A 17,171-nucleotide genomic window follows, 5' to 3' on the forward strand; every position below is an offset into this window, starting at 1 on the left:
CCAGTCCTTTGAATTCTTAAAGTGCCTCAGCGTCCATTTCGCCAGTACGAATACGTACTGCTTGGCTCAGGTCGTAGACAAAGATTTTTCCGTCACCGATTTTTCCGGTGTGCGCCGCTTTAGATACAGCTTCAATCACGCGGTCTACATTTTCAGCTTGTGTCGCGATTTCTAGTTTTACCTTGGGTAAGAAATCCACTTGGTACTCTGCACCACGATAAAGCTCGGTGTGGCCTTTCTGACGCCCAAACCCTTTCACTTCTGATACCGTCATACCTTCGATACCGACATCAGCAAGTGCTTCTCGAACATCGTCTAATTTGAATGGTTTGATAATCGCATTAATAAGTTTCATCGCATCCTCTCTGAAGCTGTCATCCTTTTTATTTTTATAATCCAAGTGACATGCCAACTTATTAAGATACTGATAAATAATGATTTATCAGTCGCAGGGAGCCAAAAACGCAAAAAGGCGCACCGTTATGGTGCGCCTTTATCACAATAATGAGGCAATGATTTCATTCTTCACTATATCAGTGCAGATCTATTTGGTGGTCAGAAACTCTTTCCATTGATCAATTAACAGCTCAAAGTCATCTAAGCCACAACAGGCCGTACTCTCACTGTCATAAAAATCAAACTCGCTGTCTTCTGCCATCGCTTCTCCATGCGCCAACACATTCTCCTGAATGGTGACTTCATCACCATGAATAGAGATGGAAATCTCAGTACCCAGCATAGTGTGTTCCTGAAGTGGAGACTGGTGTACAGCGACTAGCATAGACTCGACCTGCTCTATCTTCTGCCAATCCTTACCGATCTCTTCCTGCAACCAGCGACCAACAATTTCATGACCCATACTCGACTTAACGTAGTATTCGCCCATCAATGTATTGCGGATAAATTCAAATTCCATCGTGCTGCCTCATGAAAACGGAGCGCAGAGTATATAGAGACAATCCTAAAAGCACAAAAAAAGCGCCTGCCGAGGCAGACGCTTTCATCATCCTTTCTAAGCGCTTATGCAGGCTCTTGGAAAATCACTGAATCCGCTTTCTTGGTGTACTGATCCATCTTATGGAAGTTCAAGTAACGGTATGTGTCTGCTGCTGTCGCATCGATTTGCTTAGCGTACTCTAGATACTCTTCCTTGGTTGGAATCTTACCTAGAATCGCACCAACTGCCGAAAGCTCAGCAGAAGCTAGATAAACGTTAGCACCAGTACCTAAACGGTTCGGGAAGTTACGTGTCGAAGTCGACATTACTGTCGCCTTATCTGCCACACGTGCCTGGTTACCCATACATAGTGAACACCCTGGCGTTTCAATACGCACGCCAGCACGGCCGTAAATACCGTAGTAACCTTCTTCAGTTAGCTGATCGCGGTCCATCTTCGTTGGTGGCGCAACCCAGAGGCGAGTATCTAACTGACCACCGAATTGCTCTAGCAGCTTACCTGCAGCACGGAAGTGACCGATGTTAGTCATACAAGAACCGATGAAGACTTCATCGATGTTTGTACCCTGAACTTCAGAGAGTAGACGGGCATCATCCGGATCGTTTGGAGCACATAGAATTGGCTGATCAATTTCTGCTAGGTCAATTTCAATGATGTGAGCGTATTCCGCATCTGCGTCTGCTTCCATCAACTCAGGATTCGCCAACCACTCTTCCATCGCCGTGATACGACGCTCAATAGTACGACGGTCACCGTAACCTTCAGAAATCATCCATTTAAGCATGGTGATGTTCGAGCTTAGGTACTCTTCAATCGACTCTTGAGACAGCTTAACTGTACAACCTGCCGCTGAACGCTCTGCAGAAGCATCTGAAAGCTCAAATGCCTGCTCTACGGTTAGGTGTTCAACACCTTCGATTTCAAGTACACGGCCAGAGAATTCGTTGATCTTACCTGCTTTCTCAACCGTCAATAGACCTTGCTGAATTGCGTAGTAAGGAATCGCATGAACCAAGTCACGTAGTGTGATACCTGGCTGCATTTCACCTTTAAAGCGAACCAAGATTGATTCTGGCATATCCAGAGGCATAACACCTGTCGCTGCAGCAAACGCAACTAGACCAGAACCAGCTGGGAATGAAATACCTAGAGGGAAACGAGTATGTGAGTCACCACCTGTACCAACAGTATCAGGAAGAAGCATACGGTTTAGCCATGAGTGGATAACGCCATCGCCTGGACGAAGAGAAACACCACCACGGTTCATGATGAAATCAGGCAGAGTATGGTGCGTGTTTACGTCGACTGGTTTTGGATACGCAGAAGTATGACAGAAAGACTGCATCACTAGATCAGCCGAGAAGCCAAGACACGCAAGGTCTTTTAGCTCATCACGCGTCATAGGGCCTGTTGTATCCTGAGAACCTACGGTGGTCATCTTAGGCTCACAGTATTGACCTGCACGAACACCTTCAACGCCACATGCTTTACCGACCATCTTTCTGAGCCAGTGTGTAACCTTTGTTAGAAGAGGACGGGGTCTACAGGCTTAGCAAACAGATCAGTTTCTTCAAGACCTAGTGAAGTACGAGCACGACTTGTTAGGCCACGACCAATGATCAGCGGGATACGACCACCAGCACGCACTTCATCAAGAAGTACCTTGCTCAGCTCAAAGTTTGAGATTTCTGCGCCATCTTTACGTACAACACCTTCATACGGGTAAATTTCAATCACATCACCCATGTTCATGTCTTGCACATTAAGTTCGATTGGAAGCGCACCAGAATCTTCCATCGTGTTGTAGAAGATTGGTGCAATCTTACCGCCTAAACAGATACCGCCTGTGCGCTTATTTGGAACGTAAGGGATATCTTCACCCATGAACCAAAGCACAGAGTTCGTAGCCGACTTACGTGAAGAACCTGTACCCACGACATCACCGACGTAAGCCAATGGAATACCATCTTTTTGCAGCTCTTCAATTTGATTGATTGGACCAACGCTACCCGGTTGATCTGGGTTGATACCGTCACGCTCCATTTTAAGCATCGCTTTCGCGTGCACTGGGATATCTGGACGTGACCATGCATCAGGCGCCGGAGACAAGTCATCAGTGTTAGTTTCACCAGTGACTTTGAATACTTTAACGGTAATTTTTTCTGCTACTTTTTCTTTAGAGGTAAACCACTCAGCATCAGCCCAAGATTGCAGTACTTGCTGTGCGTAAGTGTTACCTGCTTTCGCTTTCTCTTCTACGTCGTAGAAAGCATCAAACATAAGTAGAGTGTGAGACAGTGCTTTTGCAGCAATAGATGCCAAAGCGTCATCATCAAGAAGGTCAACTAGCGGAGCAATATTGTAGCCGCCCTGCATCGTACCCAACAGCTCAGCTGCTTTTTCACGACTTACCAGTGGTGATTCCACTTCGCCTTTGGTAATAGCCGTCAGAAAACCTGCTTTGACATATGCAGCTTCATCTACGCCAGGTGGGATACGATTCTCTAGTAGGTCAAGAATTACAGCTTCTTCACCTTGAGGGGGATTTTTCAGAAGTTCGACAAGACCAGCAACTTGCTCGGCGTCTAGTGGTTTAGGAACAACTCCTTCAGCAGCACGCTCTGCGACGTGTTTACGGTAGGCTTCAAGCACGACTTTTTCCTCTCATTGCGGTTCCTCCGTTATTATTACTATTATTCAACGTAACGAAGTGAACATCCTTGGAAACTTGGCTCTCCTTTTGCCATATTTTTCATTCATTTTGAGTGAGAAACAGTGCCAGAGAGGCCAAACTGTGGGCGGTAGAATAGCAAATTTAACGATAAATTAAAATCTCATCATTTTGACCAACATAGCAACTTAAGACTAAAGTTCTATGATTTTCCTTGCTTAATTCCGTCAATTCCCTGCTTTGAGAATGGGAGATTGACGAAATCAATTATTGAATAACTATTTAAAGCTCGTCCCTATAATCAGGTATATAGAATCGAAGTTTTGTTCTGTTCGACCATAACCAAACATGACTGGCCCAACTGGGGAGTCAACCCCCGCAAACACTGAGCCCGCGGCATATAGTGGTGCGGTATCAAGCTTGACGCTTGGATCTGACCACACACCGCCGTATTCAAACGATGCCCCCAAATAAAACGGGGAAGAGAACAGACCAAAATCATTGTCAAACCAGCGATAACGGTACACCAAGCTACCAAATGCTTTGTTCTGACCAATCAAGCTGTTACGTGGAATACCTGATAAATTGAGAAAGCCGCCGAGCTCTTTGGGGTCGATAATAAGAGAGGAGTTTTTACTTTCTACCACTCCAACGTCGAGGTTTGCGACCAAAGTATGGCGAGAAAAGCTATTGGCATAGATGATCTTAGCGCCATATTCATAAGCAGTATCTTCGTCATGACCATCGAAGACACTGCCTGGACTTCCGACGCTTTCATCATGTGACACTAAGTAATCCAGATTCAGGTACAAACCCCGACTGGGCAAACTGTAGTTATCTAAGGTGTCAATGCGATAATTGGCAAATGCGCCTAATCTCTTAAATGAAACATCGCCTAGTGATGGCAGCGACGCGAGTTCTCCAGAACCATCAGTGTATCTGACACCGACTTTAAATCGGCGCCACAAGGTATCTTGGTAACCAATAGCCCACTCAGACTCCCATTCAGTGAAAGATATCGGGATAAAATCTTGAGTCGCTTTTAGTGACGGTACATCGCCCCCATCTGGTGGCACATTGACCTTCTCATTGCTAAAAGTAATACCCAAAGTGGTAAAGAGATCTGAACTGGAAAATAACGGACTGTAAAGCTCACCTTCTAAGAGTTTATCCGTGCCCATTTCAACATTGAGGGTAAACTCTGCACCGTATTCATTCAGATCAGTAAAATTGGTCGATATCCCTATCGCGTACTGGCTGTCAGTGTCAAAGTCATCTTCAAGGAAGAAACGGAAGTTCACATAATTCGGCCCCCAAGACTTTTCTTTGACGTTAACAATCAAGGCATCTAGATCGTCAATTTTGTCATAGCGATAAGTAATCAATTCAAAACGATCCAGCGCATAAAGGTTCTGAACACCCTGCTCGACTTCGGACGTTTTATAGCGATGACCCGAATCAAGATCCAAGTGCTTTTTCAGTACATCATCACTGTAATGAGTGTGGTTATGGATAACGACTTTATCGACCTTAATTTCATCGCCATACCTCAGTTTTCTGCGTACATCCTCTTTGTGATCAACGTAATCCTGATACTCAGATGAAGACACGCTGTAGCGTTTGAGTAATTCTTGGTTTTGAATGGCAATTTGATAACCCTTTTTAAACGCTTCGGGCATCTTGTCAAACTCTGTCGTTTCCATATCGCCAACTTGAGGCTTAAGGAAAACATCGTCTTCCGTCAGCGTTTTGGCTTGACGATTAGTCGTGCTACGCACTAAATAATTCGACAGTTGATCCGCTACGGTGAACAACGTTGTGAAGTCTTCTTCGTCTTTGTAATCGGTACTAATATCAACCGCAATAACGATATCTGCGCCTAGATCTCGTGCAACATTGACAGGCATGTTGTTGGTTACACCGCCATCCACCAGAAGCTGACCATTGAGTTCGTAAGGCGGTAACGCCCCCGGAACCGACATACTGGCCATCATAGCATCAACAAGGTAGCCGTTTTTTATAACAACAGGTTTGAGCTCCAGAATGTCGGTTGCGACTGAGCGATAAGGAATGGCGAGTTCATCGAAAGACTCAAACGGTGGAAGGTTGCCTGACGACTCACGCAGAATTCTGAGCATCCCCTGCCCTTGCACAATACCGCGCGCGGCACGCACTCCGCTCCAGCCGAGACCTAAATCTGTCGTCAGCTGGAATCGGTCTTCGTATTCTTTGTCGCGTACACGACGTTGGCTACGATCAACCCGATCACGGTAGCCACTGTTCCAATCTATGGTCTCAGTCAGGCTTTCAATTTCATCCGCACTCATGCCTGTTGCGTACAAGCCGCCCACATAGGCCCCCATGCTGGTACCCGTTATATAGTCGACAGGAATTCTGAGCTCTTCAAGCGCTTTCAAAACACCGATGTGTGCCGCCCCCTTGGCACCACCACCTGCTAGAACCACCGCGATTTTTGGCCGTTCTGATGCAACATGCTCTCCTGTATCAGAAAACGCCATGCGTGGTAACACAACCGCAGATATAAATAGAAGCCAGACTAGTTTTTTCACTCTAGAGTTCCCGTCTCATTCGCAAACGTACAGAAGCCGATAGCTTTATATTATTGACACAACCAACTGTTTACCAACTAAATATTTTCTTAATCCATTGAGTGGGTTTGCTGTCACACTGCTGCTTGAGCACATTGTTTGTGTCCCAAACTGGCAGCTTAAACTGATTATCGCAGTCCAGTTGCAGGCTGCCTTGTTCAGTATGAGAAAAACCAAGAGTACTGATTCCCGTTGGCCAAGGTAACGTCAGTTTTTCCGGTATGCGGTGGTTGAGATATTCTGCATAGACTCGTAACGCACCGCTGGAACCCGTAAGTTTTGTTGGCTTATTATCATCTCGACCAAGCCAGATAGTTGTTACTTCGCGTCCATCGACACCAACAAACCAGCTGTCACGCGTATCGTTACTGGTTCCCGTTTTTCCAGCTAACGCCGCCCAGCCAAACTGGCTGTTGAGATAACGGCCAGTGCCTTCTAAGACGCCGCGTTTCATAGCGTAGGTCGTCAGCCAAGCTGCTTGCTGGTCGATAGTTTGAGACATTCGCGGCAGTGACTGATACAGCGCATTACCTTCTAAATCGACCACCGAACGCAGCGCAGACAAGGGCGCCCGCTTACCCGAATTGGTCAACGTCTGATACATCTGCGCGACCTGGAATGGCGTTAATGTGAAGGAACCAAGGAACATTGACGGCACAGGACGAATTTCATTTCGGTCAACACCCAACTTCTCCAAAGTATTGACAACATTTCGAATGCCGAGCTGCATACCTAGCTGCACTGTCGGTACGTTGAGAGATTTTGCCAATGCAATATACAAAGGCACGTCCCCTCGAAACTTACGGTCATAGTTGCGCGGCGACCAAACACTGCCTTTTGAACCCTTAAGGCTGATCGGTTTATCGTGCAAAGTCGTAGCCAGATTGTATTTGTCAGGCTGCTCCAAAGCGGTGAGATAGACTGCTGGTTTGGCTAACGATCCAATTTGACGACTGGCGTTAAGCGCACGATTGAATCCGTCGTACCCTGTTCGTTTACCCCCGACCATAGCGCGAATTTCACCGGTATGGCGGTCAACAGCGATCGCTGCCCCTTCGAGTGACTTGCCTGCGACTTTGCTAAGCTGAGGTATTTTCTTGGCAATGGCCTGTTCCAGCTCTTGTTGAGAAACCGGATCGAGAGATGTAAACACCCTGAGACCAATGTCCGACTGAAACGCATCACCAACTTTCTCTTTCAGCTCAATCTTCAACTGCTGAAAGTAAGCCGGCTGACGGCTAGCAATACGAGGGTTATCCTGAATGTCCAGCGGGCGACTAGCTGCCATGTCGTACTGGTTAGCACTCAAGATCCCCTGCTGCATCATCAGACGAAGCACTAAATCTCGACGCTCTTTGGCTCGCTCAGGAAAGCGTACCGGGTTGTAGTAGGATGGCCCCTTTACCATACCCACCAGTAATGCGAGCTGGTCAATGCGCAGTTCTTGAATCGGCTGCCCAAAGTATAAGCGGGAAGCTAACCCAAAACCGTGAATGGCTTCTCCGCGACTTTGTCCTAAATACACTTCATTAAGATAGCCTTCCAGAATACGATCTTTGCTGTAGCGATAATCAATGATCAATGCGATGTAGGCTTCACGGATCTTACGCCAAAGCGTTCGATCACTGGAGAGAAAGATGTTCTTCGCGAGCTGCTGAGTCAGGGTACTCCCGCCTTGCACCGTACGACCCGCTTTGACATTGGCAACTAATGCACGGGCAATCGCAAACGGTGAAACTCCATCATGCTGATAAAAGTCTCTGTCTTCAGTAGCCAGTAATGCATCAACCATGACTTCAGGAAACTGGTCACGCCTCAAGAACAGACGCTGCTCATCATGATTTTTCTCCAACATCCCCAACATCTTCGGCTCGATCCGCAAATAGCCAAGATCACCGGAGGATTCGAGCGACTGAATGCGAAGTAAGCCTGAACCGTCAAAGTGCAGCATCACGTGACGATCAGGCTCAGGCCCATCAGTAAACTCAAAAGGACGGCGAATCAGTTCAATTTTGGTTGACGACGACGAATACTCCCCCGGGTAATGGGGCTGACGTACTTTACGGTAGTTGAGCACATCGAGTTCATTGCGAACTTCCTGAATCGAAATCGAATCACCCGGAGAGAGGTTAAGAATGCGAGCGTAAACCACGGTCGGCAGATCAAACAACTGACCTTCAAAACGTTGTTTAACCACACTGTCTAAGTAAATACCAACAAACAGTAGCAAGGCAAACCCAGCTAAACCGAGCTTCCAGGTTACTCCCCATACAATTTTCAACCAGCTACGTTGGCCTTTTTTTGTTGGCTTGCGTCTCGCTGTCGCCCTTTTGCGACCTGGCTTCTTAGTTGTTTTGGCTTTGCTGCTCGCAGGTGTTTTTTTCTTGGTCATTATTTCAGTTGTCGCTTAGTTTTGGTCGTTGCCATATGGTTAGCCGGATCGTCTGGCCAAACGTGCTTTGGATAACGCCCTTTCATTTCTTTTTGCACTTCTTTGTATGCTCCCGCCCAAAAGCTAGCTAAATCCTGCGTTACTTGCAGCGGTCGCTGTGCTGGGGATAGTAATTCCACCACTAAGGTTTTACGCCCCTCAGCAATGTGAGGCGACCTCTGTTCGCCAAACATTTCCTGCATTCGCACCGAAAGTACTGGCTCTTGACCGAATTGATAACGTATCTTCTTCTTCGAACCTGTAGGTACGATATAGTGCGTCGGTAACCATTGGTCGATTTCCTGACTGAGTGGCCAAGCAATATAAGCCATTAGGGCAGGCTCCAAATCCACTTTAGCTAGCGCTTTAAGTGAACTTACTCCAACTAGATAAGGCTCTAACCATTGTTCTAGATTGTCCAACAATTCTGCATCAGAAACACCGGGCCATTGATGTTCTGGTAACCATTCAGCTGCGCAGCGAATACGCTCTAAGGTTTCTAGACTGCTTGTTGACCAGTTTAATACGCCCAAGCCTTTTCGACGGACACAGTTGAGTAAAGCCTGAGTAATTTTTTGTTTATCTGGCTCAGGGAGTGGACGACGTTCAATCACCAATCGCCCAAGGTTACGTTGATGTTCTGCTATCAATCGCCCTTTGTTGTCATCCCAATCGACACTCTCTTTCTCTTCAATCAAGTGAGGAAGCCATTTCTCGATTGCAGTTATGTCCAGTTCTGCTGCGAGAAAAACTCTAGAAGCATCAGAGTGGCTGCGCATCAAATCAGCCACCACCAAATACTCAGCGGTCGAGAGTCGTTCGTCATCGGCCATTTCAGCACCATGACCGTTCGCCAATAAGAATTTACCCGCCTGTCCTTTTCTAAGTTGACCAATACGGTCCGGAAAAGCCGTCGCCAAAATCACTGCGACTAGAGATTCATCAACTTCTTCAAGCGAAAAGTTCACAGATAACTTACGCGCCAAAGCTTGTCCGCGCTGCAGCACGATTTTCTGTTTGCTGTGAAGGCCGCGCTTAAAGCAATCAATACTGTGCATGAAATCAAGCACGTTGCGCTCAGGCTCTTCTATTAAAGCAGCCACCGCTGAGGCGGTATTTTTCCAGCACTGTTGCTCAGAGTACATCAACATCGCAGCGATTCGCGGCTCAACACCGAGCTCGCTTGCCAGCCGACCATGTTCGGTTAACTGATGTTTGTCATCTAAAAGCCCCAGTTTGTTCAGTAAACGGCGAGATTGATTCAGGCTAATCTGAGGAGGGATATCAAGCCATTTCAGCTCAGTGGCATCCGCTGCACCCCATTGCGCTAACTCTAATGTTAATGCTGCCAAATCTGAGTGAAGAATTTCAGCCTGAGGCACGTCTGGTTGCTGATTCAACTGGCTTTCACTGAACAGACGCAGGCAAATCCCCGGCTCAATACGCCCGGCACGCCCTGCACGTTGCTCGGCTGAAGATTGCGCAATTCTACTTTGATCCAGTTTTGTCACACCGCTTTTTAAATCAAACTTCGCCACTCGCTCTAACCCTGCATCCACAACCAAACGAATGCCTTCGATCGTTAATGACGTTTCAGCAATATTGGTCGCCAGCACCACCTTACGTTTACCGTTAGGTGCAGACTGAATTGCCGCTTGCTGCTGAGCAAAACTAAGTTGTCCGTACAAAGGGCATACTTCGACGTTATCTGGCAGGTCACCCATTCTCTCAGCCACACGCTTTATTGCCGCAACACCAGGTAAAAAAGCCAAAACAGAGCCAGATTCTTTGCTGAGCAGCGAAGCAATTTGCTTAGCCATCACCTCTTCCAATCGCTCATTTGGTTTTAGCGGTTGATAGCGATATTCAACAGGAAAACTGCGACCTTGAGATTCAATATATGTTGCATCCGGCATCAGTTGGCTCAGCGCTCGCTGATCAAGTGTTGCCGACATCACCACCAGCTTTAGATCCTCACGAAATGCTTCTTGAATCTCGAGGCTGAATGCCAATGCGGTATCGGCATGAATGCTACGTTCATGAAATTCATCAAAAATTAGCAGTGAGATACCATCCAGTTCAGGATCTGACTGGATCATTCGGGTCATAATGCCCTCAGTCACAATCTCCAACTTAGTATCTGGGCCTACTTTGGTTTCTCCCCGCACTCTATAACCCACCTGCTGACCGATATTTTCTCCCAGTTGCTGAGCCAAATAACGAGCGATGTTACGCGCAGCAAGACGTCTGGGTTCAAGCATGATGATTTTCCCTTCAACAACATTCTCACGAAGCAATTGCAGAGGAAAGTAGGTGGATTTACCGGCACCGGGCGCAGCTTTGAGGATAACTTGAGAACGAGTTCGCACGCTTGAGAGTAGCTCATGCATCACGCTCTCGATAGGCAGCTGTGACAATGGAAAAACCTTATGGTGTAATGATGTGAATATTGTACATAAATCCAGTTCTAAATGAAGTTTGATCCCCCACTCGAATCTGCAATCTTAATTAAGCGCTACAAGCGCTTTCTGGCTGATATTACCTTGCCAGATGACAGCGAACGTACCATTCACTGTGCCAACACAGGGGCAATGACCGGTTGTGCGACTGCCGGCAACACCGTTTGGTACTCCACATCCGATAACCCTAAACGCAAATACCCCAATAGTTGGGAGCTGACACAAACTTCGAATGGGCATCGTATTTGCATCAACACTGCACGTGCCAATCAATTGGCGGTTGAAGCAATTGAAGCGGGTGTTATTGAAGAATTACAAGGTTATGAGCAGCTCAAAACAGAGGTCAAATACGGTAGTGAAAATAGCCGGATTGATATCTTGCTCAAATCACAACACCTACCAACGTGCTATATAGAGGTGAAAAGCGTTACGCTACTTGATGAGGAAAAACAAGGACAAGGCTACTTTCCCGATGCTGTGACCACCCGTGGTCAAAAGCACCTGAGAGAGCTCACAGAAATGGCGCAAAATGGAAGCAGAGCAGTACTTTTGTTCACTGTTTTACATTCAGGGATTGAAAAAGTCTCTCCAGCACACCATATAGACGCAAAATATTCACAATTGTTGAAAAGCGCACAGGAACAAGGGGTGGAAGTTTTGTGCTACAAAGCGGAGCTTTCAAACACCGAGATGAAGCTGGTGGAACGTATCAATTTCACCTATTGAGAGAAAAAATGATGTCGCCTTCACATAGGCAGCAAGTTTACTCTCTAGAGTTTGCCTCGAATTGTTCTTTTTGCTATAGATAGCCGCCTTAAAATTTAACTGCGAGCGCAGTTGACTAGGTGTTAGTAGGAGATGCTGCATGCCAGAATCGAAGAAAAAAGCGCTAGGCATCCTAGCCATTGCAGGGGTTGAGCCATACACAGAGAAAGCTGGTGAAGAGTACATGTCACCAGAGCAACTGGCTCATTTCACGAAAATTTTGACAGCATGGCGCAACCAGCTCAGGGAAGAAGTTGATCGCACCGTTCACCATATGCAGGACGAAGCGGCAAATTTCCCAGATCCAGTTGACCGTGCGTCTCAGGAAGAAGAATTCAGCCTAGAGCTGCGCAACCGTGACCGCGAACGTCGCCTAATCAAGAAGATCGAGAAAACGCTGAACAAAATCGAAGAAGATGAGTTTGGCTTCTGTGACTCTTGTGGTATCGAGATTGGTATTCGTCGTCTGGAAGCTCGCCCAACTGCAGATCTGTGTATTGATTGTAAGACTCTGGCCGAGATCAAAGAAAAGCAGATGCAAGGCTAAACCACTGCTTTTGACCAAAGAATCAAGGGAGCGTATGCTCCCTTTTTAGTTTTATTGCGACAAAAAGTGTATGAGTTATATAGGACGCTTTGCCCCGTCACCTTCAGGCCCGCTTCATTTCGGCTCTTTGGTTGCCGCGCTAGGCAGTTACTTACAGGCCAAATCTCAACAAGGACAATGGTTGGTTCGAATCGAAGACCTTGATCCACCGAGAGAAATGCCCGGAGCTTCCGACTTAATCCTCAACACGCTCGACGCCTATCACCTTCACTGGGACGGTGAGGTGGTCTATCAAAGCCAGCGACACGATTTGTATCAAGAACAGATAGAGCGATGGCTAGACGCACAGCAAGCGTATTACTGCCAATGCACGCGTAAGCAGGTGAAAGCAATGGGTGGCTTTTACAACGGAACCTGCCGTCAGCTCACACTGACGAATCATTCTGAGTGTGCGATTCGCCTCAAGATGACGCATCCAGTCTACCATTTTGATGATCGCAAACACGGCCGACTCAACATTCCCTCGCAACTGGCAGATGAAGATTTTATTATAAAGCGCCGAGACGGATTATTTGCGTATAACCTTGCAGTAGTATTGGATGATATTGAGCAAGGGGTGACTGAAGTCGTCCGTGGCGCCGATTTGATCGAGCCAACGGGGAGACAGCTCAGTCTCTATCAGATACTGGGAAAAACACCCATTCGTTATCTGCACCTGCCTTTAGCACTCGATGAACATGGTCATAAGTTATCCAAGCAGAACCATGCGCCAGCGATTGATAATGGCAACCCAAAACCCGCTTTGATTGAAGCCATGCGCTTCTTAGGTTTTGATATTAATAGGGAAATTGAACAGGCTGATATAGAAGATATCATAGAGTGGGGAGTCAAAAACTGGCATATCAACCAGTTACCTGACACGACTGAAATCAAAGCAAGATTCTCAAACCGCTCACTGTAAGCTATTATTAGCCGCAAATCGCCCCAAGGGCATAAACGGAATCATCAGCAAGTCCTATACAGGCATACTCAACACTAGGTATTTCAAGACATGCCTCGCTAATGAGTAACAGATGCACATGACTAAAAACGACTATACACCAAGCGAAAAAGACAGTTATCCAGAGTTATCTCTGAACATTATTACTCGCCAAGAGCATAATATCTCTCGCAAGCAAATCAGCGACAATGCATTGAAGGTGCTATACCGACTTCATGGTGCAGGCTTTGATGCCTTCCTTGTCGGTGGAGGCGTGCGCGATCTGCTACTTGCACAGAACCCAAAAGATTTCGATATCGCAACCAATGCCACACCTGAGCAAATTCGCCAGTTGTTCAAGAATTGCCGCCTGATTGGCCGCCGTTTTCGTCTGGCGCATATCATGTTTGGCGCGATATTATTGAAGTAGCAACTTTCCGTGGTCACCATCAAGAAACCAGCAAAAATATTTCTCAGCAATCGAAAGAAGGCATGCTGTTGCGCGATAACGTCTATGGCACCATTGACGAAGACGCGGAACGCCGTGACTTCACTATCAATGCGATGTACTACAACATCGGTGATTATGCGATTCATGACTATGCTGGCGGTAATGAAGATTTAGAAGACCGATTAGTACGCCTGATTGGCGATCCTGAAACGCGTTATCGCGAAGATCCAGTGCGCATGCTGCGTGCCATTCGCTTTGCCGTAAAGCTAGACTTCGATATCGAGGAAGATACAGCAGCACCTATTGAAGAAATGTCACCACTGCTACGTGATATTCCATCGGCACGCCTGTACGAAGAATCACTCAAGATGCTGCAATCAGGTTATGGTTTAGAAACCTACCACCTGATGCGTGAGTACAACCTATTCCAGCAACTCTTCCCTGTTATCTCTGAAGACTTCACAGAGGAATACTCCTCAAAAACCGAGCAGATGCTGGATCTCGTTTTAGATTCTACTGATCAACGCATTGAAGAAGGCAAACGAATTAATCCTGCTTTCATGTTCGCGGCTATGTTGTGGTACCCACTGCAAGCCCGTGCCGAACTGCTGATGGAGAAGCGTAAACTCTCTGCCTATGATGCGATAATGGAAGCCAGTAATTACATCCTTGATGAACAGGTTCGTACTATTGCAATCCCTCGCCGCCATACCGCAACGATTCGCGAAATCTGGCAATTGCAACTGCGTATGCCACGTCGTAATGGCAAACGCGCTTTCCGCTTAATGGAACTTAACAAGTTCCGTGCTGGCTTTGATTTTCTTGAAATGCGCGGTGAAATTGAAGGTGGTGAAACTGAACAATTAGCCAAATGGTGGGAAACCTTCCAAAACGCAGGGCGCAACATGCGTCAGTCCATGGTGGCAGATTTGGACGCAGAGTCTCCTGAGCAGGGCAAAAAGCGTCGTCGTAAACCATTTCGCAAGAAAAAAACCAAGGCTTCAACATCATGATCACTGTTTTTATTGCGGTGGGCAGTAATCTTGCTGATCCCGTTACACAGGCGAATGATGCTATCGAAGCGCTTAAGCAACTGCCAAAATCCCAGTTTAAGCAAAGCTCAAACTTGTATAGCAGTACCCCAATGGGGCCGCAAGACCAACCGGATTACATCAATGCGGTGGTCGAAATCACAACTGAATTAACGCCACTTGAACTGCTCAATTGCACTCAAGCTATCGAGCAAGAGCAAGGGCGTGTCCGTAAAGATGAGCGATGGGGCCCAAGAACCCTGGACTTAGATATTGTTCTTTACGGCAATGAGGTGATGGATTCCGAGCGTCTGACTGTTCCTCACTATGGAATGAAGGAGCGCGAATTCGTGCTCTACCCGCTCGCGGAAATCGCACCAAATTTAACCCTCCCATGTGGGACCAGACTGGAAGACCTATTAAAAGTCGTTGAGCAAAACGGTCTGCGTATTTGGCAATCATAGCCAACTCCTTAAAAGGAAAAATCATGAAAAAAATCACCATAAACGACCTAATGAACTGGAAGCAGGAAGGTCGTAAATTTGCTACTTCTACAGCTTATGACGCGAGCTTCGCTCAACTGTTCGAAAGTGAAGAAATGCCAGTACTACTGGTTGGCGATTCACTGGGCATGGTTCTGCAAGGCACACGTGACACACTCCCAGTGACAGTGGAAGAGATTGCTTACCATACTCGCTGTGTGCGTGCTGGCAGCCCTAACTGCCTGCTGATGGCTGATATGCCATTCATGAGCTACGCGACACCTGAGCAAGCGTGCGAAAGTGCCGCTCAGATCATGCGAGCTGGTGCAAACATGGTCAAAATTGAAGGCGGCGATTGGCTAGTCGATACAGTCAAAATGCTAACCGAGCGTGCCGTACCTGTGTGTGCTCACTTAGGTCTGACGCCACAATCGGTCAATATCTTTGGTGGTTTTAAAGTTCAAGGGCGTGATCAAGACAAAGCAGACCGTATGGTTCGCGACGCATTGGCACTTCAAGAAGCGGGTGCGCAGGTGATCTTGCTTGAGTGTGTACCACGTGATCTTGCAGCGCGCATTACTGAAGTATGTGACGTACCTGTCATCGGTATCGGTGCTGGCAATGCCACCGACGGCCAGATCTTAGTCATGCATGATATGTTTGGAATTTCAGCCAATTACATGCCGAAGTTCTCAAAGAACTTCCTTGCTGAAACGGGCGACATGCGTAAAGCTGTAGCTATGTACAAAGACGAAGTTGAAAGTGGCGCATTCCCAGGTGAAGCCCACACAATTGCGTAAGGATTTGACTGATGCAAACTTTTGCTGAAATTGCCGCTCTTCGCGAGCAAATCAAACAGTATAAGCGTGACGGCCGCAAAATCGCCTTTGTTCCGACAATGGGGAACCTGCATGAAGGTCACCTCACTCTAGTTCGTAAAGCGCGTGAGCACGCTGACGTCGTCGTGGTAAGCATTTTTGTCAACCCGATGCAGTTTGACCGCAGTGATGACCTTAACAACTACCCACGCACCCTGGAAGATGACCTCAGCAAACTGAGTGGTGAAGGCGTTGAGATTGTTTTCACACCAACCCCAGAAGTCATTTATCCAGAGGGTCTAGACAAACAAACTTCAATCGAAGTCACTGGGTTGTCGAATATCCTTGAAGGTGCCTCGCGCCCCGGTCATTTCCGTGGTGTTGCGACAGTGGTAACCAAGCTATTTAATATTGTCCAACCCGACGCCGCTTGCTTCGGTGAGAAAGACTTCCAACAGCTGGCTGTCATTCGCAAAATGACTGAAGATTTGGCAATGGACATTAATATCGTTGGCGTCACTACGGTACGTGAAATGGATGGTCTAGCGATGAGCTCACGCAACGGCCTGCTGACGATTGATGAACGACAACGTGCGCCGGTACTCGCACGTACAATGCGTTGGATCAGCAGCGCTATACGTGGGGGACGTGATGATTACGCTTCTGTGATTGAAGATGCCAGCGATCAGCTTCGCGCTGCTGGGTTACAGCCGGATGAGATTTTTATCCGTGATGCACGAACTCTCCAAGCCGTCACAGCAGAAACGACTCAAGCGGTGATCTTAATGTCCGCTTTCTTAGGCCAAGCCCGTTTGATCGATAATCAAGTGGTTGAAATGGCAGTTGAGGCGAAGGAAGAAGAAAACACCGAAGCTTCATCAGAAAGCGCTGAATAACGAGAAGCGAACACAAAAAAGGGTTGACGTTAAAGCGTCAACCCTTTTCTTTTAAGCTCAATAAACGAAGCGG

Annotated in this window: 11 protein-coding genes and 2 pseudogenes; 7 read left to right on the top strand and 6 right to left on the bottom strand. The window is 47.1% G+C overall.

The window, feature by feature from the left end:
• Positions 1-16: 16 nt before the first annotated feature.
• The 6 genes and pseudogenes from glnK to hrpB all read right to left on the bottom strand — a co-directional run bounded on the left by glnK (position 17) and on the right by hrpB (position 11,087).
• Positions 17-355, bottom strand: a complete 339-nt coding sequence (gene glnK / locus VIC_RS04510) for a P-II family nitrogen regulator (RefSeq protein WP_004742633.1) — start codon at positions 353-355, stop codon at positions 17-19.
• Positions 356-544: 189 nt separating this feature from the next.
• Complete coding sequence (locus VIC_RS04515; protein ID WP_006958107.1) at positions 545-916, bottom strand: YacL family protein; 372 nt, start codon at positions 914-916, stop codon at positions 545-547.
• A 104-nt stretch (positions 917-1,020) separates the two neighbouring features.
• Positions 1,021-3,611 (bottom strand): annotated as a pseudogene (gene acnB / locus VIC_RS04520) (bifunctional aconitate hydratase 2/2-methylisocitrate dehydratase).
• Between the two features lie 297 nt (positions 3,612-3,908).
• On the bottom strand, positions 3,909-6,149 hold the full coding sequence (locus VIC_RS04525) for a patatin-like phospholipase family protein (protein WP_006958108.1): 2,241 nt from the start codon (positions 6,147-6,149) through the stop codon (positions 3,909-3,911).
• A gap of 121 nt (positions 6,150-6,270) precedes the next feature.
• Positions 6,271-8,631: a penicillin-binding protein 1B gene (gene mrcB / locus VIC_RS04530; protein WP_006958109.1), complete on the bottom strand. Its 2,361-nt coding sequence runs from the start codon at positions 8,629-8,631 to the stop codon at positions 6,271-6,273.
• Positions 8,631-11,087: an ATP-dependent helicase HrpB gene (hrpB, locus tag VIC_RS04535; protein ID WP_039951274.1), complete on the bottom strand. Its 2,457-nt coding sequence runs from the start codon at positions 11,085-11,087 to the stop codon at positions 8,631-8,633. Before hrpB ends, mrcB begins: the two co-directional genes overlap by 1 nt.
• A 54-nt stretch (positions 11,088-11,141) precedes the next feature.
• On the opposite strand from hrpB, the gene sfsA reads away from it, so the two are divergent.
• The 7 genes and pseudogenes from sfsA to panC all read left to right on the top strand — a co-directional run bounded on the left by sfsA (position 11,142) and on the right by panC (position 17,098).
• A complete protein-coding gene (gene sfsA, locus VIC_RS04540) occupies positions 11,142-11,855 on the top strand; it encodes a DNA/RNA nuclease SfsA (protein WP_006958111.1) in 714 nt (237 codons plus the stop codon).
• Positions 11,856-11,994: 139 nt separating this feature from the next.
• Positions 11,995-12,441: an RNA polymerase-binding protein DksA gene (gene dksA, locus VIC_RS04545; RefSeq protein WP_006958112.1), complete on the top strand. Its 447-nt coding sequence runs from the start codon at positions 11,995-11,997 to the stop codon at positions 12,439-12,441.
• 70 nt (positions 12,442-12,511) lie between these two features.
• A complete protein-coding gene (gluQRS, locus tag VIC_RS04550; protein ID WP_006958113.1) occupies positions 12,512-13,402 on the top strand; it encodes a tRNA glutamyl-Q(34) synthetase GluQRS in 891 nt (296 codons plus the stop codon).
• Positions 13,403-13,514: 112 nt separating this feature from the next.
• A pseudogene (pcnB, locus tag VIC_RS04555) lies at positions 13,515-14,884 on the top strand (polynucleotide adenylyltransferase PcnB).
• Positions 14,881-15,366 carry a 2-amino-4-hydroxy-6-hydroxymethyldihydropteridine diphosphokinase gene (folK, locus tag VIC_RS04560; protein ID WP_006958114.1) on the top strand — a complete coding sequence of 162 codons (486 nt, stop codon included), beginning with the start codon at positions 14,881-14,883 and terminating at the stop codon, positions 15,364-15,366. Before pcnB ends, folK begins: the two are co-directional and overlap by 4 nt.
• A 23-nt stretch (positions 15,367-15,389) precedes the next feature.
• Positions 15,390-16,184: a 3-methyl-2-oxobutanoate hydroxymethyltransferase gene (panB, locus tag VIC_RS04565; RefSeq protein ID WP_006958115.1), complete on the top strand. Its 795-nt coding sequence runs from the start codon at positions 15,390-15,392 to the stop codon at positions 16,182-16,184.
• A gap of 11 nt (positions 16,185-16,195) precedes the next feature.
• Positions 16,196-17,098 (top strand): pantoate--beta-alanine ligase, encoded by a 903-nt coding sequence (panC, locus tag VIC_RS04570; RefSeq protein ID WP_006958116.1) that lies wholly within the window; start codon positions 16,196-16,198, stop codon positions 17,096-17,098.
• Positions 17,099-17,171 lie beyond the last annotated feature (73 nt).

The sequence above is a fragment of the Vibrio coralliilyticus ATCC BAA-450 genome, from assembly GCF_000176135.1.
GTDB classification, from domain to species: Bacteria; Pseudomonadota; Gammaproteobacteria; order Enterobacterales; family Vibrionaceae; genus Vibrio; species Vibrio coralliilyticus.

Coding starts and splice junctions, on each gene's coding strand:
- VIC_RS04525 (WP_006958108.1), bottom strand. CDS start 6,149: ATGGCGTTTTCTGATACAGGAGAGCATGTTGCATCAGAACGGCCAAAA.
- dksA (WP_006958112.1), top strand. CDS start 11,995: ATGCCAGAATCGAAGAAAAAAGCGCTAGGCATCCTAGCCATTGCAGGG.
- mrcB (WP_006958109.1), bottom strand. CDS start 8,631: ATGACCAAGAAAAAAACACCTGCGAGCAGCAAAGCCAAAACAACTAAG.
- gluQRS (WP_006958113.1), top strand. CDS start 12,512: ATGAGTTATATAGGACGCTTTGCCCCGTCACCTTCAGGCCCGCTTCAT.
- sfsA (WP_006958111.1), top strand. CDS start 11,142: ATGAAGTTTGATCCCCCACTCGAATCTGCAATCTTAATTAAGCGCTAC.
- glnK (WP_004742633.1), bottom strand. CDS start 355: ATGAAACTTATTAATGCGATTATCAAACCATTCAAATTAGACGATGTT.
- panB (WP_006958115.1), top strand. CDS start 15,390: ATGAAAAAAATCACCATAAACGACCTAATGAACTGGAAGCAGGAAGGT.
- folK (WP_006958114.1), top strand. CDS start 14,881: ATGATCACTGTTTTTATTGCGGTGGGCAGTAATCTTGCTGATCCCGTT.
- panC (WP_006958116.1), top strand. CDS start 16,196: ATGCAAACTTTTGCTGAAATTGCCGCTCTTCGCGAGCAAATCAAACAG.
- VIC_RS04515 (WP_006958107.1), bottom strand. CDS start 916: ATGGAATTTGAATTTATCCGCAATACATTGATGGGCGAATACTACGTT.